This is a genomic window from Micromonospora sp. NPDC049089 (genome assembly GCF_040648775.1).
Classification (GTDB): domain Bacteria; phylum Actinomycetota; class Actinomycetes; order Mycobacteriales; family Micromonosporaceae; genus Micromonospora.
This window is the reverse complement of the sequence record NZ_JBEZEH010000130.1, coordinates 1-19845: the sequence shown is the minus strand read 5'-3', so window position 1 is coordinate 19845 and position 19845 is coordinate 1. Positions and strand designations below refer to the sequence as shown.

Sequence of the window (19845 nt, the reverse complement as noted above, 5' to 3'; positions counted from 1 at the left end):
CAGCCCGGTGGGCACTGTCGGGGCTTCCAAGGCCGGCTGAGCGGGCCCGCGCCGGGCGCGGGTGGGCAGGTCGGGGGCGCTGGTTGCCGGGGTGGTCCGCTGCCGGGTGGGGAGAACGGTGTCCGCCTCGGCCTCGCCGTCCGTCGTCGGCGCGGTGGTGTCGGCTGGATTCGGCGCCGCCGAGGTCACCGCCACCTCCGACGTGGTGGTCGTCGGTGCGGCGAGCGCGACCGGTGCGAGGGGGGTCGTACGGCCGGTGTCCGTGGCGGGTGCCGGCGGCATCGGGATGGCCGAGCCGGTCCGGAACGAGCCGGAGTCCTCCGGGGAGGCGTCGGCCTCGGTGACCAGCTCCAGCGGGATCAGCACGACAGCGGTGGTGCCGCCGTACGCGGACTCCTTGAGCCGTACCCGCACGCCGTGCCGTTCGGTCAGCCGGCTCACCACGTAGAGCCCGAGGCGGGCGGCGTTGGCGAGGTTCAGCTCGGACTGGTCGACGATGCGGTGGTTCGCCGCGGCCAGGTCCTCCTCGCTCATGCCGAGGCCACGGTCCTCGATCTCGATGGCGAAGCCGTTGGAGACCAGTTGGCCGCGGACCTCGACCGTCGTGTGGGGCGGGGAGAACGACAGGCCGTTCTCGATCAGCTCGGCGAGCAGGTGGATGACGTCGCCGACCGCGCGGCCGGCGAGCGAGACAGGACCCAGCGGCAGCACGTTGACCCGGGTGTAGTCCTCCACCTCGGCCACGGCGCCGCGCACCACGTCGACCATCGGGACGTTGCGCCGCCAGGCCCGACCAGGGGTGGAGCCGGAGAGCACGATCAGGTTTTCCGCGTTGCGCCGCATCCGGGTGGCGAGGTGGTCGACCCGGAACAGGTCCTCCAGCTCCTCCGCGTCGTGCTCGCGGCGTTCCATCGCGTCGAGCAGGGTGAGCTGACGGTGGACGAGCGCCTGCGTGCGTCGGGCCAGGCTCAGGAAGACCTCGCGGACGTTGCGACGCAGGTCGGCCTGCTCGACGGCGGTGCGCAGGGCGGTCTCCTGAACGGCGTTGAACGCCTTACCGACCTGACCGATCTCGTCGGTGCCGAACTCCAGCGGGGGCGCCTCGGTGGCCACGTCGACCTCCTCGCCGCGCCCGAGCCGGTCCACCACCCGGGGGAGCCGCTCGTCGGCGAGCTGCCAGGCGGCCTGTCGCAGCCGCTCCAGCTGGCGCAGCAGGTTCCGCGCGGTGGTGATGGAGACGACGACGGAGGCGATGACGGCGAGCAGGCCCAGACCGGTGGCGAGCACCAGCCGGACGACGACCATCACGGCGACGCCGGTGGCCCGGTCCACGACGCCCTCACCGCCGTCGATCACGACGTCGTTGATCTCGGCCAGCGCGGGTTCCACGGTGCCGCGCCACTGCTCGGCGCCGACCGGTAGCTGCGTCGACGGCCGGCCCTCGCGGATGATGCTGTCCTGCACGGCGCGCAGTCGGGTGAACGCCTCACCCTCGACGAGCTGCTGGTAGCGGCGCTGGTCGGCGTCGGCGAGCCGGACCCGGGTCTCCTCACCGATGAACCGCTCCGCGCCGACCAGCGCGACGTAGCGGGCGTACTCGGCACCGCTCATCCGCCCGTTGCCGAAGAGGCCGCTGAGCAGTGCGTCCTCCTGCGAGACCAGCTCCTTCATCCGGTTGAGCTGGATGAGGGCGGCGGCCTCGCTGGCGATCTGCTTGTCGTCCAGGCTGCCTGTCACGTCGTAGATCTGGAAGATCGATTCGATCGCGCCGGTGTACGCCTCGGCGGCGGCGATCCGATCGATCTTGCGGTCGAGCACCTCGGCGCGGGTCTGCTTCAACGTGTCGACCTGGGCGATCGTCATACGGAGCTGGTTGTCCAGTGCGGAACTGCCGGCCATGTCGACCTGCCAGTGGCGCACCGAGTCGGCGAAGGCGCCGGCCAACTGCGTGGTCTTGAGGTGTTCGGCCTCAAGGGCCGTCCGCTGCGCGGCCTCGGGATTGCTCAGGTACGCCTGGGTCAACCGCCGCTCCACCTGGAGTTCCTGCAGCAGCGGCTCGCTGGGCGTGTAGATCTTGCTGTTGAGCAACTGGATACCGAGGAGATTGAAGCCGTCACGCAGGGTCACCCACGCCGCGAACATCCAGAGCGCGACCAGGGAGAGCAGCAGGGCGACAACCTTGGTGCGGATACTCGTACCGCGAGAACGCATTGAACCGTCCCAGGCCGGGCGTTGACTCAGCTCATCAACGAATGATCAGAGGGGGCGACGTCCCACCACAGCGGGGCATCCGGGCTGAGGCTCTGCGTACGCTAGCAGTGTCCACACAACCCCTCAAGTCGCTGTTTTTGTTGACTGGTAACCGCAATCCACCACCGATCGGTCCACCCCGGAGGCACGGATGCCGGCCAGTCGGCAGGCGGCGAGCACTGCGGCGCGAACGATGACTGTCGGACAGTACAGCTCCTTGCCGTACCACAGTGGAGGGTGCTCCCGCGCGGCGGATTCGTGCAGGTAGGCGTGCCCGCGCGCCACGGCCGCGTCGACCCGGGGCACCGTCGTCGGCACCGTCAACAGCACCTGGAGGGCGTACGCGGTCTCCTCGGCGGTGCCGTCCCACCGCCCCCACGAGCCGTCCGCGCGCTGGCTGTCCAGCACCCAGGCGGCTGCCCGATCCACCGCCTCGGCGGCAGCCGCGCCCCGCCCGAACTCGGCAAGTGCCAGCACGCAGCACGCGGTGGCGTAGAACGGCGAGGCGTGCCATCTGTCCTGCCAGGCGCCGTCCGCGCGTTGACGCCCGGTCAGCACCGCGCTCAGCCGGTCGACCGCCCGGTGGTAGCGACCGTCCGCATCCGGGTACCGGCTCACGTACTGACCGAAAGCGTCCAGCACGTGGGCGTTCGTGGTGACCGAGAAACCGTCCTCCCCCGGCCAGGTGCAGAAGCCGTCAGCCGTCTCGTACACCCACAGGCTGGCCGGGTCCGCCGGACGGCCGAGTCGGGCCAACGCGTCGAGGGAGACCGCCGTGGTGTCGGCGTCGGTCGGCAGGCCGTCGCCGGTGGCGATGCCCTGGCCGGCGGTGGCAGCGGTCAGGCTCTCCAGGACCGAGTCCGGCGGGTCGACCGTGAACCCGGCCCGGTGCAGACCGCTCAGCACCCAGGCGCGCTCGAAGACGGTGATCGGTGCCGGGCAGGGCACCGGGCCGCCTCCGTCGCGGATCAACGCCCGCAGGAAGGCGTACGCGGCGGGGCCGGCAGCCGGGCCGGCGACGCTCAGCCAGGCCGCGGTCGCGGCGGGTGAAGCGCCGACCGCGGTGAGCGTGGGGCCAGCGTCGGGGGGTGCCGCGTCCAGGATCTCGTAGAAGTGGGCCAACTTGGGCGGCAGCGCCGCTCCGGCGGCCACCGCGGACCGCACCGCGCGCAGCCGGTCCCGGTTCAGCCCGGCCGGGAGCGGCAGTGGCGCGCGGTCCAGTCGGTCGGCGGCGGCTCCTTTCAGCCCGGCGAGCCGGCCATTGATCGTGTCGACCAGCGCCGGAACGATGAGGTCCAGCGCGGGGGTGTCCGGCAGGGTCCGGGCGTCCGCGCGGAGCAGCGTCTCGACGAGCGCGCGGAGCCCACGGGCCACCGGGGCGAGCAGCTCCGTCCCGGCCCTGCCGTCGGACAACACGGCGAGCAGCGCGTCGGTGGCGCTCAGCGTCGGCACCAGGGCGTACCCCTCGGGTGGGCCCCACGCCCCGTCCGGGCGCTGGGTGCGCACCAGGAACGCGATCCGTTGGTGGTGCCCGGTCAGCCAGGGGGCGACGGCGACCAGCCGCCCCGTCTCGTACACGGACGCGGCGACCTCCCCCCACGGCCGCAGGCCGAGGCCGGCGACCAGCTCGCGGGCGGCGTCGGCAACCGGTTCGGTCGTCGTCGCCGCGTCGGCGAGGAAGCGGGTGCCACAGTCACTCATCGCGCAGTCCCCAGAAGTCCGACAGTTGGTAGAAGCCGCCGGTGAAGGAGATCTGCCGGTTGAGGTAGTCCGCCTGACGGGGGCACCGCTCGGCGAGGGCGGCCAGGTCTCCCCGGGAGCGGGCGGTCAGCTCGGCCAGCCGGTCGTGCACCTGCGCCGGGTCGTCGACGAGCGAGAGGGCGTTCAGGTCACCCCACTCGGCGTCACGTGTCTGTGTGGCGAGGTCGTTGACCAACCGCAGCACCCGCTGCACGCCACGTCCGGCGTCCAGCAGGTCGGTCAACTGGGCAAGCGTCCGGTCGTCACCGGTCGCGATCCAGTGGGTGGCGTTGACGAAGGAGCAGGCCAAGTTGTCCGCGTTGTCCAGGTAGCGGTCCAGGTCCGGCAGGCGTCGCCCGGTGGTCGGGTCGGTCGGCAGGTTCTTCCAGTCCCACTCCCGCGCCACGGCGTCGAGCATCCGGGCCAGCTCGTCACGCCAGATCGGGCGCCGCCGGGTGAACGCCGGCACGGTGGTCAGCTCGTCGCGCAGGTCGGCCAGCAGTCGGGCCAGGTGCCGCCCGGGTGGCGGCGCGGCGCCGTCGGCCACCGCCAGGCAGTCATTCACGACCTCCCGGACGTCGTCCACGGACCGGGCGAGGTAGTCGACCTGCCAGTCGGCGGCGAAGACCCAGAGCAGGGTACGGGTGGTGATCCGCAGTTCGGCGGCGGTGTGCCACGGCGCGGTGAAGGCGATGGCCGTGGCCACCGAACTGAGCAGTGCCGGGTCGAACGGCGCGGCGTCGAACAGCTCGGGATGGGCGGCGGTGACGGTCTGAAGGTCGCGTACGCCCCGTACGGCGAGTGCGCACACCCGGCCCTGCTCGGCGACCGCGTCCTGACCGGCCCGCGCCGGTCGCGGGGTCCCCGTCACGATGCGGCCGGGCGCTCGACCGGGGTGAGGATGAGTTCGGCCCGTTGCTTGGGTTGCAGCGAGGCGCCCATCCGGGGGGTGAGATCGACCGGTTCGCGCAGCCGGAAGCGGTAGCGGCTCAGCACGGTGCTGACGATGAGCTGGGCCTCCAGCAGGAACAGGTACTGACCGAGGCACTGGTGCGGGCCCCCGCCGAACGGGAAGTAGGAGTAGCGGTAACGGCGCCGGGGCAGCTCCGGCGCGAACCGCTCCGGGTCGAAGAGTGTCGGGTCGGTCCAGAAGGTCGACATCCGCTGGGTCACGTACGGGCTGACCAGCACGGTGCCGCCGGCCTTGACCCGCACCCCGCCCAGCACGTCGTCGCCGACCGCGGTGCGCGGGATCATCCAGCCGGCCGGGTAGAGCCGCAGCATCTCGTCGAGCACCATCCGGCCGTAGCGCAGTTGGGGCAGGTGCTCGCGTCCGACCCGTTCGGCGCCGACCACCCGCTCGATCTCGTCGGTCATTCGCTCGGCCACGTCGGGCCGGGACCCGAGCACCGGCCAGAGCCAGGAGAGCAGGGCGATCGTGGTCTCGGTGGCGGTGGAGAACATCGCGACCACGTCGCCGCGGATCGCGTACTCGTCGGGCTCGCTGCCGTCGGCGCGCGGCCGGCAGAGCGTCGAGATGATGTCCTCGCCGTCGGTGGGATGGGCCCGGGCCTCCCGGATGATCGGCAGCACCACCTCGTCGATGGTGCGCACCGCCTCGCGGAAGCGCCGGTCGCCGGGCATCGGTACCGCGTACGGCACGACGGGCATCAGCAGTCGGGGGAGCATCGCGGTGGTGACGGTGTCCAGTGCGGCGCTGATCCGCAGCGCGTCGGGCACCGAGATCCGGTCGGCGAAGAGCACCCGCATTGTGGTGCGCAGGACGATCCGGGTCAGTTCGGCTCCGCCGTCGATCGGGCGACCGGCGCGGGCCGGTTCGAGCCACTCGTCGACCGCCTCGTTGATCGCCTCGGCCATCCTGTCGACGAGCATCTCGGCCCGCTTGGCGGTGAACAACGGTTGCAGCGCGCCTCGGCTGGATTCCCAGATCTCACCCTCGGCGACCAGGATGGCGTCGCCGACTATTCGGCGTACGGGGCGCCAGAGCAACCCGTCGCCGTCCCGGGTGTAGTTGGCAACGTTGTCCCGCAGAATGCGTTGCAGGTGCTCAGGGTGGCTGACCAGATAGGGGCGGAACGAGCCGAGGTTGAGCCGGACGACGTCACCGCCGGCGTCCTGCGCGAAGTCGACGAGTGCGCCCAGCGGATCGCGGGCCAGTGCCGGGAGAACGCGTCGTAACGGGATCGTCCGGGGCTCGGCGCTGACGGTGACGGGACGCGTCTCGGACACCTGCGACATCGAACCACGTCTCCTCGTCGTCCCGACGACCGCGACTGTCTACTTCGGTCGGTCAGGTTGATGAAACTTTCACCTTATGGGCCGCCGGAAGCATCTCACCAAACGGGGGGCACCTCCAGACTTGCGGACAGCGCAATTTCCATCTAAGCGAAGGCACAATCATCGATGTCCTACGTCGAGCAAATCCAGAATGGATATTCAGGAGTCGCACCCGCCGGGTGGCCGACCCCGCCACCACGACGGGCGGAAGCTGGCCGCATCCCGCCGGCCGGGCTGCCACCTCTCCGCCAGGGCGACGGCGGGCCGACCGATGCGGGTCGGTGATCCGGGACGCACCGGTACCCCCGAATCCGGGCGACGCCCGGCACCCTGTGCCAGGCTCTGTGGCATGGACGACAAGACCATCCTGAACCGGATCTCCGAGCTGGTCGACGAGGAACACAAGCTGCGTGCCGACGCCCAGGCCCACGAGTCGGGCACCGAGGGCGAGGCCAGCGAGCGGCTGCGCGCCCTGGAGGAGTCCCTCGACCAGTGCTGGGACCTGCTACGCCGCCGACGGGCCGCCCGGGAGACCCACGGCGACCCGGACGCCCAGGGCGAACGCCCCAAGCCCGAGGTGGAGCGCTACCTGCAATAGCCGACGTGGCGGGTCGGGCGGTGCGGCCGCCCGACCCGCTCCGATCAGCGCAGGCCCGCCTCGTGCAGCAGCTCTCCGGTCAACACGCCCGGGTCCACCAGCTCCGCGGGGAGACCCCGGGCCGCGAACCAGGCGCCGACCACCCGCACATCGCGGGCCAGGAACTCCGGCCCCTGTGGGTTCGCCACCACGTCGACCACCTGCGGCAGGTCGATCACGACCAGTCGACCCTGGTGCACGAGCAGGTTGTACGGCGACAGGTCGCCATGCGCGTAGCCGGCCCGCGCCAGCACCCGCAGCGCCTCCACCAGTTGGGCCCACAGGTCACGCAGCTCGGTCGGGCCGGGTCGCAACTGGGCCAGTCGGGGTGCCGCCTCTCCCGACTCGGCGTCACCGACGAACTCCAGCATCAGCTCAGTGCCCCGCAACTGCACCGGGTACGGCACGGCGATCCGGTCGTGCCCGGCGCCGATCTCCCAGAGCCGGCTCAGCGCGGCGAACTCGGCTGCCGCCCACTGCCCGGCGATCATCTGCCGGCCGAACGCCGTCCGGCTGGCCATCGCCCGGTTCTCCCGGGACCGGCGCACCCGACGGCCCTCCAGGTAGCCGGCATCGCGGTGGAACAACCGGTGCTCGGGATCGCGGTAGCGTTTCACCGCGAGCAGACAGGACCGGTCGGTGTCCGGCACGGCCCGACGGACCAGGTGGACGTCCGCCTCCTTGCCGGTCTTCAACACACCCAGCTCGGTGTCCTTGGCGGCCAACTCGGTGACCAGCCAGGCGGGGTGCGGTTGTGGCCCGTGCACGGCGTCGTCCCAGGACGACCAGCGCTCGCCGGTGTCCGGGTCAGGTTCGCTGTCCGGGTCTGCGGGCGGCTCGGTGGGCCGCCCGCGCTTCAGAAACTGCTGTTCGTCGTCGTCGAAGCGGCTCTTGCCGCGGCTCCGGCGCTCAAGCGCCGGAAGGTCATGATCGCGCACTGTGGTGAGGTTCCCTTGGTCGAGGCTGAGATAGGCAGCTGGAAGCGACCTGCAAAGACGGCCATGACCCGCCTCCTCTCCTCGACCGGGCACACGCCCGGGATGCACCATGCGCGGACAATGCTCGTACGACCACGTCGGCCGGTCAACCGAATTACCGGGCCGCCACCCGAACGACCGCTCGGACGCACGGCCGGCAGCGCGGAAACCCTCAGCGGGCCAGCACGGTGGCGACCGCGGCGATCAACCCGTCCACGGTGCGGCTCGGCGCGAACCGGACGTCCGACCAGGTGCGCCCCCGGTGCAGCCAGACGCTGGGCAGCCCGACGGCGGCGGCCCCGCCGATGTCCGCCTCCGGGCTGTCGCCGATCACCCACGCCCCCCGCAGCGGCATCCGGACCCGCTGGGCGGCGAGCGCGAAGATTCTCGGGTTGGGCTTGCTGACGCCGGCCTCCTCGGAGATCACCCAGTCCGCGACGTACTGGTCCAGCCCGGTCTGGCGAATCTTGGCGTCCTCGACGCGCACGGTGCCGTTGCAGACCACCACCGGCACCCAGCCGGCGTCGTCGGCGATCCGCAGCGCGCAGGCGGTCAGCGGATCGAGCCGGGTCTGCGCCACCACCCCGTCGTGCAGCTCCTCGACCAGGTCGATCGAGGGAATCCGCAGATCGTAACGGTCCCGGATGGCGTCGGCGAGGTCCCAGCGGTCGGTCAGACCGTCGGCGTCGATCGAGATCAGCCAGTCGATGTCGGTGTGGGGCGCGCCGATGCTGTCCAGGAAGCGCTCACCCCAGCGGCGGAACGGCCCGGCCCGATCCAGCAGGGTGTTGTCCAGGTCCAGCAGGAGCAGTGGCACTCGGGCACCCTACGGGACCGACGTGTCGGTTAACAGATGCGGCGGGTATCGAGCTGACGGCAGGCTCAGCCAGGCATCGACAGCCGGGCGCCGCCCTGGTCCGGCAGCCGATCGAGAAGCATCGAGTGGGCCGTCCGGGTGGCCGCGAGCACTGCGGGATCCAGCGTCGCCACGAGCACCGCAGTGCCGTCGTCCGCCCCGCGGGCCAGCACCCGCCCCTCGGGGTCGTAGATGGCCGCACCGCCGTTGAACCGCCACGGATCGGCCCCTCCGACCGCGTTGGCGAAGACCACGAACATCGTGTTGTCCAGGGCACGTGCGGCGTAGTAGAGGTCCCGGCGGTGCTCGGAGCCGGCCAGGTATCCGCTGGGGCACAGGTAGGCGTGCGCGCCGTCGAGGGCGGCGGCCCGGCCGTGCTCGGGGAAACAGCCGTCGTAGCAGATGCCGAGCCCGAGCCGCCAGTCGTCGACGAGCAGCGTGGCACCCCGGTCGCCGGGGCTGAACAGCTCCCGCTCGCCGCCCCACAACTGCTGCTTGTCGTACCCGACCCGCACCTCGCCGGTCCGGTCGACCACCAGCGCCGCGATGGTCCGCCGGCCGTCGGGGTGCCGGACGGCCGCGCCGACCACCGCGGTGACGCTGGCCTCGCGCGCCGCGACGCGCAGCGGGTCGAGCCGGGGATCCGCGACCATCCCGGCCGGGTCGGCCGCGACGTCCGTGCCGGCCGGGTCGGCCGCGAGAACCGGCGGGTGGTACGCGCAGAGGAACAGTTCCGGCAGGACGGCCACCCGGGCGCCCCGCTCACCGGCCTGGCGGACCAGGTCGGCGGCGATGACCGTGTTGCCGGCGACGTCGCCCGGTGTGGGGGTGGCCTGGATGGTGGCCACCGTCAGCGGGGAGTTGGGCAGGGTGTGGGGCTGGGTCACCGGGCGATGGTAGTCGGCAACATCCCAAGCCGTACGTACGGTTTGCGTGCCCCGGGGTGACCTGCGACGATCGACGTGTGCCCAGAGTAAGCCAGGACCAGCTCGACGCTCGCCGGCAGGAGATCCTCGCCGCGGCCCGGGCGTGTTTCGCCCGGCTCGGCTACGAGGGGGCGACCGTACGCCGCCTCGAAGAGGCCACCGGCCTGTCCCGTGGCGCGATCTTCCACCACTTCCGCGACAAGGACTCGCTCTTCCTTGCCGTCGCCGAGGACGACGCCGCGGTCATGGTCGAGACGGTGGCCCGCAACGGTCTGGTCCAGGTTATGCGCGACCTCCTCGCTCGCGCCGTCTCGCCGGACACCACCGGCTGGCTGGGCAGCCAACTGGAGGTATCCCGCCGGCTGCGCACCGACCCGGCGTTCGCCAAGCGCTGGGCGGAGCGGTCCGCCGCGATCGCCGAGGCGACCCGGGACCGGCTGGCCCGCCAGCGCGACGCCGGGGTGCTGCGCGAGGACGTCCCGATCGACGTGCTGGCCCAGTTCCTGGAGCTGGCCTACGACGGCCTGGTGCTGCACCTGGCCATGGGCCGACCGGCCGGCGACCTGGGCCCGGTGCTCGACCTCGTCGAGGAGGCGGTCCGCCGGCACTAGCCGCGCGCACACCGGTCTGTCGACCGTGGCGAGGCTGCTCCACAATGGGGCCGCCGATCCCTCCGGTGACAGGAGCAGTCGATGACCGTCCACGCCGCGTCCGGCGACACCTGGGGCATCTCCGGCCCGACCTTCCTCCGCTACTACATCGCCGCGGCCATCCTGCTGGTGGCGATCGTGGCGTACCAGCGGTTCCGTCTGGCGGTCGGGTCGAGCGGTGCCATGACCGCCGATCCCCTCGGACCACAGCAGGTCGCGTACCTCAACGGCGGCCCCCAACTCGCGGTGCACGCGGCGCTCGGCGGGCTGCGCGGCAGCGGCGCGGTCGGCGTACGACCGGACCGCCGACTGACCACCGTCGGTGCCGCACCGACCGGACTCACCCCCCTGGACCAGGCCATCCACTGGGCAGCCCACCAGCACTCGCGGGTCCGGGATCTGCCCCAGGACGAGCGCGTACGCGTCGCGCTGCACCAGATCCGCAACGGCCTGGAGGAGCGCGGGCTGCTGACCAACGACGCGCAACGCGCACGGGCCCGCTTCTGGGCCACGCTCCTGATCGCCCTGCTGGGTCTCGGTGTGCTCCGGTTGGTCTCCGGCCTGTTCAGCGGCCGCCCGGTCGGCTACCTGCTGCTGACCCTGGTCGCTCTCCTGATCGTCACGCTGGTGCTGCGTCGGGTCCCGATGCTCACCCGAGCCGGTCGGGCCGCTCTGCGCTCCGTCCGCCGCCAGCACACCCACCTCGCCCCCGCCTCCGCACCGGCCTACGCCACCTACGGAGCGGCCGGTGCGGCGATGGGCGTGGCCCTGTACGGCACCGCCTCGCTCTGGGCGCTCGACCCTGGCTTCGCCGAGCAGGCCGAGATCCAGCGCCAGGCCGCCGCCGGTAGCGGCTGGTCCGGAGGATCCGACGGATCCTCGGGCGGTGGTGACAGCTCCGGCTCGGACGGCGGCAGTTCCTGCGGCGGCGGCGGAGGCGGGTGCGGCGGCGGGGGGTGCGGCGGATGACCTGCCCGTCCGGCGTCGGTATCGGCTGGCGGCCGGAGATCGCCGGTTTCGTGGGCGAGCTGCCCGGCCTGCGCTTCGTGGAGGTGGTGGCCGAGGGGGTGCCCGCCTCCGGGCCGCTCCCGCCCGGCCTGACCCAGCTGCGGGACCGCGCGGTGACCGTCGTACCCCATGGGGTGCGGCTCTCTCTCGGCGGCGCCGAGCCGGTCGACCCGGCCCGGGTCGCGCACCTGGCCGCGGTGGCACAACGCCTGGACGCCCCGCTGGTCAGCGAGCACATCGCGTTCGTCCGGGCCGGCGGCCTGGAGGCCGGTCACCTGCTGCCGCTGCCCCGCAGCCGGGAAGCCGTCGACGCGGTCTGCGCCAACGTGGCCCGGGCGCAGGCCGAGCTTCCGGTGCCGATCGCGCTGGAACCGATCGCCGCCCTTGTCGACTGGCCCGACGACGAGCTGACCGAGGCGGACTTCCTCTCCGAGATCCTCGACCGGACCGGAGCACTGCTGCTGCTGGACGTGGCCAATGTGCACGCCAACGCCCGCAACCGGGGTGCCGACCCGCTGGCGTTGCTGGACCGCCTGCCGCTGGAACGGGTCGCGTACGCCCACGTGGCCGGCGGCGCGGAACACGGCGGTTTCTACCACGACACCCACACCGACCCGGTGCCGACAGCGGTGCTGGAGCTTCTCGGCGCGCTCTGCGCCCGACGGCGACCGCCGGCCCTGCTGCTGGAGCGCGACGGCCACTATCCGCCGGCCGTCGAACTCCGCGCCGAACTGGACGCCCTGGCCGCCGCCGCGGGCTTTCCGGCCGTGACATGACGGGCACACCAGAGGGCGGCAGCGCGCCGACGCCCCGCGTCGGGCTGGCCGAACGGCAGGCCGAACTTGTCGCGGCGCTGGTCGCCGGGGGTGAGCCACCGGCGGGGTTCGCGCCGGGCCCGCTGGCCGCCACCCGCGCGGCCCTGCTGCGCAAACGGGCCGGCGAGGTGGCCCGGCACTGGCCACTGCTCGCCGCAGGTCTCGGCGCCCGCTGGTCGGCCACCTTCGCCGAGTGGGCCGCCCGGCGACCCACCGCCGGATCGCTGCGCGACGGTTGGGACCTGGCCCGGTCGCTGCGCGCCCAGCAGGCGCTCCCCCCGGCCGCCGCCGAGGAGTTGGCCGTCCGGGAGGCACGCCTGCGCTACGACGGGCTTCGAGCGCCGCGCCCGCGCCGGGCGCCAGCGGTGGGCCGCGCCGGCGGCGCCGTCGCGCTGCAGATCGCCGGCCGGGTACGCCTGCTGCGCCCCGCCCCACGGCTGTCCACCCGTGCTGGCGACGGGTTACCGGATGCGGCAGGATCGGAGTTATGGATCTCGGACTGACCGACCGCGTGTACGTCCTCACCGGCGCCTCCCGCGGTCTGGGTTACGCGACCGCACAGAGCCTGGTCGCCGACGGTGCGCGGGTGGTGCTCTCGGCCCGCGACCCGGACGCGGTGGCCGCCGCCGCGCAGCAGCTGGGCGGCCCGGAGCACGCCATCGGGCTGGCCGCGGACCTGACCCACCCGGAGACCCCGGGGCAGCTCGTCGCCGCCGCCCAGGAACACTTCGGCCGGCTCGACGGCGCGCTGATCTCGGTCGGTGGACCACCGCCGGGCAACGCCGCAGCGGTCACCGACGAGCAGTGGCGGCTGTCCTTCGAGACCGTCTTCCTGGGCACCATCCGCGCCGTACGCACTGTCGCCAACTCCCTGCCCGAGGGCGGCGCGATCGGGTTGGTGCTCTCCACCTCGGCGCGTGGCCCGGTGCCCGGCCTCGGCATCTCCAACGGCCTGCGGCCCGGCCTGGTCGGGGCCGCCAAGGACATCGCCGACGACTACGGTCCGCGTGGGGTCCGGGTGGTCGGGCTGTTGCCCGGCCGGATCATGACCGACCGCAACCGGGAACTGTTCGGAGCGACCGGTGACCCGGAGCGGGCCCGCGCCGAGGCGGAGGCCGGCATCCCGCTGCGCCGCGTCGGCGACCCCGCCGAGTTCGGCCGGGTGGCCGCGTTCGTGCTCTCCCCCGCCGCGAGCTACCTCACCGGAATCACAGTGCCGGTCGACGGCGGCGCGCTGCGCGGGCTGTGACAGCCGAGCGGCCCCGACCCGCCCGCACGGTGACGCCGCCAGGGCCGGACCCGGGCGTTGATCGACTCGACATCACGGAAGCCGGGCTGTCGACGCGACCAGGACACGCCGACGTCCAGGAACCCAAGTCGATCAAGGCGCGGCGGTCCGTCCCGACCCGGCCGACCCGCGCGGACCTCGCGGCAGCGGCGGACCGGACGATTCCCGACGTCCTCGCTCCCGGCCTGGAGGTGCTCTTCGTCGGCATCAACCCGGGTCTGTGGTCGGCGGCGACGGGCTGGCACTTCGCCCGACCCGGCAACCGGTTCTGGCCGGCGCTGCACCGGGGCGGGTTCACGCCCCGGCTGCTGCACCCCAGCGAACAGGACGAACTGCCAGCGCTCGGGCTCGGCATCACCAACATGGCCGCCCGGGCCAGTGCCCGCGCGGACGAGCTGAGCACCGAGGAACTCCTCGACGGCGCGGCGATCCTGACCGACAAGGTGGCCCGGTACCGGCCGCGCTGGGTGGCAGTGGTGGGGGTGACCGCGTACCGGATCGGTTTCCAGCGGCCCAAGGCAGCCTTCGGGCCGCAACCGGAGACGCTGGCCGACGCGCGGCTGTGGGTGCTACCCAACCCCAGCGGCCTGAACGCGCACTTCACCCCGGTCACCCTGAGCCTGGCGTTCGCCGAGTTGCGGGCAGCGACCGAGCTACCAGCCCTGTGATCCACGACGTCAGTTGGCGGCGGCCGGTGGCAGCACCTCGTCGGCGCGGTAGGTGCCCAGCGGCATGACCACCGGCTCGGCACCGGTCGCGTCGACGAACGGGGTGGGCGAGTCGGCGACCGCGAACTGGGTGCGGTACAGCTCGGCGTAGAGCCCACCAACGGCCACCAACTCGTCGTGCCGTCCCCGCTCGACGACCCGTCCGCCGTCCAGGACGAGGATCTGGTCGGCGTCTCGCACTGTGGAGAGCCGGTGCGCGATCACCAGCGCGGTCCGCCCGGCCAGCGCCACCGACAGCGCCCGCTGCACCGCCGCCTCGCTCTCCGAGTCAAGGTGAGCGGTCGCCTCGTCGAGGATCACGATCGACGGTGCCTTGAGCAGCAGTCGCGCTATCGCGATGCGCTGCTTCTCGCCGCCGGAGAACCGGTAGCCGCGCTCCCCTACCGTGGTGTCCAGACCGTCGGGCAGCGCCCGAACCAGATCGGCCACCTGCGCCCCGGCCAGGGCGGCCCAGATCTCGTCGTCGGTAGCGTCCGGCTTGGCGTAGCGCAGATTCTCGGCGATCGTCTCGTGGAACAGGTGCGAATCCTGAGTGACCACACCGATCTCGTCGCGCAGGGAGGCGAGCGTCGCGTCACGCACGTCCACGCCGCCGACGAGCACCTGCCCGTCGCTGACGTCGTAGATCCGGGAGATGAGCATCGACAGTGTCGACTTGCCCGCCCCGGACGGGCCGACCAGCGCGACCATCTGCCCCGGCTCGACGCTGAACGAGACCCCCTTGAGCACCGGTTCGTTGACGGTCCGGTCGAGGGTGGCGACCTCCTCCAGGGAGGCGAGGGAGACCTCGGCGGCGCTCGGGTAGCGGAAACGCACGTCGCGGAAGTCGACCCGGCCGGCACCCAGGGGCACCGGTACCGCGTCGGGCTTCTCCACGATGCCCGGCTTGAGGTCGAGCACCTCGAAGACCCGGTCGAAGGAGACCAGCGCGCTCATCACGTCCACCCGGACGTTGGAGAGCGCGGTGAGCGGCCCGTACAGGCGGGTGAGCAGCAGCGCGAGCGTCACCACGGTGCCGGCGCTGACGCCGCCGGTCACCGCGAGCCAGCCGCCGAGACCGTAGGTCAGCGCTTGCGCCAGCGAGGCGACCAGCAGCATCGCCACGAAGAAGGTGCGGGAATACATGGCGGACTGGATGCCGATGTCGCGGACCCGCTCGGCCCGGTCGCCGAACCGGCGGGCCTCGATCTCGGGCTGGCCGAAGAGCTTCACCAGCAGCGCGCCGGCCACCCCGAACCGCTCGGTCATCGTCGCGTTCATCTTGGCGTCGAGGTTGTACGCCTCGCGGGTGATCTCGGCCAGTCGCTTGCCGACCCGACGGGCCGGAATGATGAAGATCGGCAGCAGCACCAGTGACAGCGCGGTGATCTGCCAGGAGAGGGTGAACATCACCGCTGCGGTGAGGACCAACTGGATGACGTTGCTGACCACACCGGACAGGGTGGAGGTGAACGCCCGCTGGGCGCCGAGCACGTCGTTGTTGAGCCTGCTGACCAGGGCGCCGGTCTGGGTGCGGGTGAAGAACTGCAACGGCATCCGCTGCACGTGGTCGTAGACCCGGGTGCGCAGGTTGAAGATGATGCCCTCGCCGATGCGGGCGGAATACCACCGCTGGGCCAGCGACAGCAGCGCGTCGGCGACCGCAAGCGCGGCGATGAACAGGGCCAGCCGCACCACGAGCCGCCCGGCCTCGGTGCCGCCCTCGTTGATCGCGTTGATCACGTCGCCGGCGAGCACCGGAGTGGCCACGCCGATGATGGCGGCCAACACCACGGTGGCCAGGAAGACGATGATGTCGCGCCGGTAGGGGTGGGCGAAATCGACGATGCGGCGGGCCACCCCGCGCTTGAGCCGGTGGGAGGAGACCTCGTCGCGGTTACGCATCGACCGGAGCATGCTCCACCCGGCCATGCCACCGCCGGACATCGGGTTGGACATCGTTCACCTCCGGGTTGCCGGGCAGACCGCACCGTCAGGTCAATTCTCCCGACGAGTGTGACAACCTCGGTCGTAACCCGGATCTTCCCGTGCGGTCCTTACCTATTCTCCAGTGCCGGCGAGGTCACGCAGCCGACGGGTCTGTGCCTCCCGCTCGGCGCGCTGCTGGTCGGCGTGCGACCGCCCGGCGGCGCCGGCGAGCAGCGCCTTGATCTCGACCACCGCGTCGCGGGCCCCGGAGAGCAGGCCGGCGGTCAAATCCCGCACCGCGCCGTCCAACTCGGCCGGGGATACGACCAGGGTGGCCAGCCCGATCCGGTCCGCCTCGGCGGCGTCCAACCGGCGGCCTGTCGCACAGATCTCCAACGCCCGCGAATAGCCGACCAGCTCGACGAGGCGTTTCGTCCCGGCCAGATCCGGCACCAGGCCGAGGGTCACCTCGGCCATCGACATCTTCGCGTCCGCGGACAGCACTCGCAGGTCGCAGGCGAGCGCGAGCTGAAAGCCAGCACCGATCGCGTGGCCCTGCACGGCCGCGACAGAGACGACATCCGGCCGGTGCAGCCAGGTGAAACCGGCCTGGAACTCCGCGATGCGCTCGGCGCACTCCTGCTCGGGCAGCGTGGCCAGCTCAGCGAACGACCCCGGACCGGAGGCGCCCGCCACCGCGAGATCGAGGCCGGCCGAGAACGCGCGGCCCTCACCGCGGACCACCACCACCCGCACGTCGCCGGGCAGGTCGCGGGAAAAGTCGCTCATCGCTCGCCACATCGCGGGCGTCTGGGCATTGAGCACGTCGGGCCGGCACAACGTCACCGTGGCGACCGGCCCGTCGCAAGTCAGCCGAACCCCGGTCGCCTCGGCGGTCACCGGACTTCCCGGGGCGCGGCGCTGGTGGACGACGCTGAGGGGCGGGTCACGCCTTCTTGCGGCGTCGGGCGCCACCGCGCTGACGCAGCTGCACGCCGGACTCGGTGAGCACTCGATGGATGAACCCGTAGGAACGGCCGGTCGAGGCCGCCAACGCGCGGATGCTCTCCCCCGAGGTGTACCGCTTTACCAGGTCCTTGGCGAGCGTCTGACGCTCGGCTCCGACGATCCGGCGACCCTTCTCAGTGCTGGTGGCTGTGCCAGTGGCTGCCATGCTGTGTCCTCACGTCCCAGACTGTGCGGTTCGGATACGGTCCCACCTATTAGACCGCCTCGAACGATCATGCGCCAGATATCAACTCTTCGCCAACCGACACGCTATGCAATGTCAGCTTCCCGATAGAGTGATCCTGGCGATGCGGCCCGCCGCGGCGTCCGGGCGTACCACCCGCCGGCGCTGGTTGCTGCCGACAAGCCGTAACCTGCCGTCGTGATCGACCTGCTCAGCACGGCGGCCGGAGCGGCAGTGGTCTTCGCCGCGACCGACATCGACGACATCGTCATCCTGACCCTGTTCTTCGTCGCGGCCCGCACCACCGGTCGGCCCCGCCCGTGGCAGATTGTCGCCGGCCAATACGTCGGTATCGGTGCGCTCGCGCTGGCGAGCGCGGTGGTGGCCGCCGGGCTGCTCGTGGTGCCGGACCCGTGGACGGGGCTTCTCGGCCTGTTACCGATCGCGCTGGGCGTACGCGCGCTGCGTCACTCCGACGAGGACGAGACCCCCACTGTCGTGACCGGAGCGCTCGGCGTGGCCGGCGTGACGATCGCGAACGGCGCCGACAACGTGGCCGTCTACGTACCTGTCTTCCGAGCCCTCGGCGCAGCCGACAGCGCGGTGTTCCTCCTGATCTTCGTGCTGCTCATCGCGCTGTGGTGTGCCGTCGGCGCGTGGCTGGGAGGGCACCCACGGGTTGTCCGGCTGGTCGAACGCGCCGGCCACTGGCTGGTGCCGACGATCTTCATCGGCATCGGCGTGGCGATCCTGGTCAGCTCCGGCGTCGTCGGCCGGCTGGTGGACCTGCTCGGTTGAGGCCCGGCCAGAAGCTTGGTCAGGCCAGCTCGACAAGTTCGAGCAGGTCGTCGCTCCAGGCGTCCTCGTCGCCGTCGGGCAGCAGGATGGCCCGGTCCGGCTTGAGCGCCAGCACCGCACCCGGGTCGTGGGTCACCAGGACGATCGCGCCCGGGTAGTTGGCGATGGCGTCGAGGACCTGCTCCCGGCTGACCGGGTCGAGGTTGTTCGTCGGCTCGTCGAGCAACAGCACGTTGGCGCCGGAACAGACCAGGGTGGACAGCGCCAGCCGGGTCTTCTCGCCGCCGGAGAGCACCCCGGCCGGCTTGTTCACGTCGTCGCCGGAGAACAGGAAGGCGCCGAGGATCTTGCGCAGGTCGGTGTCGGACTGCTCGACCGCGGCGGCGCGCATGTTCTCCAGAACCGTCCGCTCCACGTCCAGCGTCTCGTGCTCCTGGGCGTAGTAGCCCAGCCGCAGGCCATGCCCCGCGTGCACCTCGCCGGTGTCCGGGCTGAGCAGCCCGCCGAGCATCCGCAGCAGGGTCGTCTTACCGGCGCCGTTGAGCCCGAGGATGGCCACCCGGGAGCCCCGGTCCACCGCCACGTTGACGTCGGTGAAGATCTCCAGCGATCCGTACGACTTGGAGAGACCGGTCGCCGTGAGCGGGGTCTTGCCGCACGGCGCGGGGCTGGGGAACCGCACCTTGGCCACCCGGTCGGCGACCCGCACCTCCTCCAAGCCGGAGATCAGCTTCTCGGCGCGGCGGGCCATGTTCTGCGCGGCCACGGTCTTGGTGGCCTTGGCCCGCATCTTGTCGGCCTGCGCCATCAGCGCGCCGGCCTTCTTCTCCGCGTTGGCCCGCTCCCGGCGGCGGCGCCGCTCGTCGGTCTCGCGCGCCTCCAGGTACGCCTTCCAGCCCAGGTTGTAGACGTCGATGACCGACCGGGTGGCGTCGAGGAACCAGACCTTGTTGACCACCGACTCCAGCAGCGCGCCGTCGTGGGAGATCACGATCAGGCCGCCCTTGTGGTTGGCGAGAAAGCCCCGCAGCCAGGTGATCGAGTCGGCGTCGAGGTGGTTGGTGGGCTCGTCGAGCAGCAGGATGCCGCCGCCGTTCTCGCCCGCGTCACGGAACAGGATCCGGGCCAGCTCGATGCGTCGCCGCTGACCACCGGACAGGGTGCCGATGGTCTGCGCGAGCGCCCGGTCCGGTAGGCCGAGGTTGGCGCAGATCCGCGCGGCCTCGGCCTCGGCCGCGTACCCGCCGAGGGCGGCGAACTGGTCCTCCAGCGCGCCGTACCGACGGACCAGCTTGTCGTTGGCGTCCTCGGCGAGGCGGGCCTCGATCTCCTGCATCTGCGCCATCAGCACGTCCAGGCCGCGCGCGGAGAGAACCCGGTCGCGGCCGGTGACCTCCAGGTCACCCGTGCGCGGGTCCTGCGGCAGGTAACCGATGGCGCTGCGCTGGTCGATCTGGCCGCCGTACGGCTGCCCCTCGCCGGCGAGCACCTTCAGCGTGGTGGTCTTGCCGGCGCCGTTGCGACCGACCAGGCCGATCCGGTCACCGGGCTGCACGCGCAGGGTGGTGTCGGACAGCAGGATCCGGGAACCGGCACGCAGTTCCAGGCCGGTGGCAGTGATCATGTTTGCGGGGCTCGCTCTCGGGGTTCGGAAGGCTGACTCGGGGCACGCGAAACGGCCGGCGGGCTCAAGGGCCCGACGGGGTCGACCAACCGACCGCCGGTGCCGCCTCGGCCCGGGGCAGGGGTACGTCCGGTCGGGTCGCCTCCTCGG

General features: G+C 72.1%; 19 protein-coding genes. 8 read left to right on the top strand and 11 right to left on the bottom strand.

Annotated elements, in window-relative coordinates; translation table 11 throughout:
- The 4 genes from AB0B48_RS21575 to AB0B48_RS21560 all read right to left on the bottom strand — a co-directional run.
- Positions 1–2211: nitrate- and nitrite sensing domain-containing protein (locus AB0B48_RS21575; RefSeq protein ID WP_357204179.1), on the bottom strand; the 2211-nt coding region annotated here is incomplete at its 3' end.
- Positions 2212–2334: 123 nt separating this feature from the next.
- Positions 2335–3951 (bottom strand): prenyltransferase/squalene oxidase repeat-containing protein, encoded by a 1617-nt coding sequence (locus AB0B48_RS21570; protein WP_357204177.1) that lies wholly within the window; start codon positions 3949–3951, stop codon positions 2335–2337.
- The gene (locus AB0B48_RS21565) at positions 3944–4861 is read right to left on the bottom strand and encodes a terpene synthase family protein (RefSeq protein ID WP_357204175.1); all 918 of its coding nucleotides are present in this window, start codon (positions 4859–4861) and stop codon (positions 3944–3946) included. The genes AB0B48_RS21570 and AB0B48_RS21565 overlap by 8 nt, the downstream gene beginning before the upstream one ends.
- Entirely contained in the window at positions 4858–6195 is a 1338-nt protein-coding gene (locus AB0B48_RS21560; RefSeq protein ID WP_357204182.1) for a cytochrome P450, read from the bottom strand. The genes AB0B48_RS21565 and AB0B48_RS21560 overlap by 4 nt, the downstream gene beginning before the upstream one ends.
- 442 nt (positions 6196–6637) lie before the next feature.
- Here AB0B48_RS21560 and AB0B48_RS21555 point away from each other — a divergent pair, with 442 nt between their 5' ends.
- Positions 6638–6886, top strand: a complete 249-nt coding sequence (locus AB0B48_RS21555) for a DUF2630 family protein (protein WP_091403743.1) — start codon at positions 6638–6640, stop codon at positions 6884–6886.
- Positions 6887–6930: 44 nt separating this feature from the next.
- On the opposite strand, the gene AB0B48_RS21550 is transcribed toward AB0B48_RS21555, so the two are convergent.
- From AB0B48_RS21550 to AB0B48_RS21540, 3 genes are all read right to left on the bottom strand, one after another.
- Entirely contained in the window at positions 6931–7863 is a 933-nt protein-coding gene (locus AB0B48_RS21550) for an RIO1 family regulatory kinase/ATPase (protein ID WP_357204173.1), read from the bottom strand.
- 211 nt (positions 7864–8074) lie between these two features.
- Positions 8075–8719, bottom strand: coding sequence for an HAD family hydrolase (locus AB0B48_RS21545; RefSeq protein ID WP_357204171.1), 645 nt, complete (start codon positions 8717–8719; stop codon positions 8075–8077).
- Positions 8720–8784: 65 nt separating this feature from the next.
- Positions 8785–9645: a carbon-nitrogen hydrolase family protein gene (locus AB0B48_RS21540; RefSeq protein WP_357204169.1), complete on the bottom strand. Its 861-nt coding sequence runs from the start codon at positions 9643–9645 to the stop codon at positions 8785–8787.
- 77 nt (positions 9646–9722) lie between these two features.
- Here AB0B48_RS21540 and AB0B48_RS21535 point away from each other — a divergent pair, with 77 nt between their 5' ends.
- From AB0B48_RS21535 to mug, 6 genes are all read left to right on the top strand, one after another.
- A complete protein-coding gene (locus AB0B48_RS21535) occupies positions 9723–10295 on the top strand; it encodes a helix-turn-helix domain-containing protein (RefSeq protein WP_355009969.1) in 573 nt (190 codons plus the stop codon).
- Between the two features lie 81 nt (positions 10296–10376).
- Positions 10377–11303, top strand: coding sequence for a TIGR04222 domain-containing membrane protein (locus AB0B48_RS21530; protein ID WP_357204166.1), 927 nt, complete (start codon positions 10377–10379; stop codon positions 11301–11303).
- Positions 11300–12118: a DUF692 domain-containing protein gene (locus AB0B48_RS21525; protein WP_357204164.1), complete on the top strand. Its 819-nt coding sequence runs from the start codon at positions 11300–11302 to the stop codon at positions 12116–12118. Before AB0B48_RS21530 ends, AB0B48_RS21525 begins: the two co-directional genes overlap by 4 nt.
- A complete protein-coding gene (locus tag AB0B48_RS21520) occupies positions 12115–12660 on the top strand; it encodes a hypothetical protein (RefSeq protein WP_357204162.1) in 546 nt (181 codons plus the stop codon). The genes AB0B48_RS21525 and AB0B48_RS21520 overlap by 4 nt, the downstream gene beginning before the upstream one ends.
- Complete coding sequence (locus tag AB0B48_RS21515) at positions 12645–13406, top strand: SDR family oxidoreductase (protein WP_357204160.1); 762 nt, start codon at positions 12645–12647, stop codon at positions 13404–13406. Before AB0B48_RS21520 ends, AB0B48_RS21515 begins: the two co-directional genes overlap by 16 nt.
- Before the next feature lie 131 nt (positions 13407–13537).
- Positions 13538–14113 carry a G/U mismatch-specific DNA glycosylase gene (gene mug / locus AB0B48_RS21510; RefSeq protein WP_357204181.1) on the top strand — a complete coding sequence of 192 codons (576 nt, stop codon included), beginning with the start codon at positions 13538–13540 and terminating at the stop codon, positions 14111–14113.
- Positions 14114–14122: 9 nt separating this feature from the next.
- Here mug and AB0B48_RS21505 read toward each other — a convergent pair whose 3' ends face one another.
- The 3 genes from AB0B48_RS21505 to AB0B48_RS21495 form a co-directional block, all read right to left on the bottom strand.
- Entirely contained in the window at positions 14123–16099 is a 1977-nt protein-coding gene (locus tag AB0B48_RS21505) for an ABC transporter ATP-binding protein (RefSeq protein WP_355009984.1), read from the bottom strand.
- Positions 16100–16213: 114 nt separating this feature from the next.
- On the bottom strand, positions 16214–16981 hold the full coding sequence (locus tag AB0B48_RS21500) for an enoyl-CoA hydratase/isomerase family protein (protein ID WP_357204158.1): 768 nt from the start codon (positions 16979–16981) through the stop codon (positions 16214–16216).
- Positions 16982–17027: 46 nt separating this feature from the next.
- A complete protein-coding gene (locus AB0B48_RS21495; RefSeq protein WP_007462679.1) occupies positions 17028–17255 on the bottom strand; it encodes a helix-turn-helix domain-containing protein in 228 nt (75 codons plus the stop codon).
- Between the two features lie 216 nt (positions 17256–17471).
- Here AB0B48_RS21495 and AB0B48_RS21490 point away from each other — a divergent pair, with 216 nt between their 5' ends.
- The gene (locus AB0B48_RS21490) at positions 17472–18071 is read left to right on the top strand and encodes a cadmium resistance transporter (RefSeq protein ID WP_357204156.1); all 600 of its coding nucleotides are present in this window, start codon (positions 17472–17474) and stop codon (positions 18069–18071) included.
- Between the two features lie 19 nt (positions 18072–18090).
- Here AB0B48_RS21490 and AB0B48_RS21485 read toward each other — a convergent pair whose 3' ends face one another.
- The gene (locus tag AB0B48_RS21485) at positions 18091–19695 is read right to left on the bottom strand and encodes an ABC-F family ATP-binding cassette domain-containing protein (protein ID WP_357204154.1); all 1605 of its coding nucleotides are present in this window, start codon (positions 19693–19695) and stop codon (positions 18091–18093) included.
- Positions 19696–19845 lie beyond the last annotated feature (150 nt).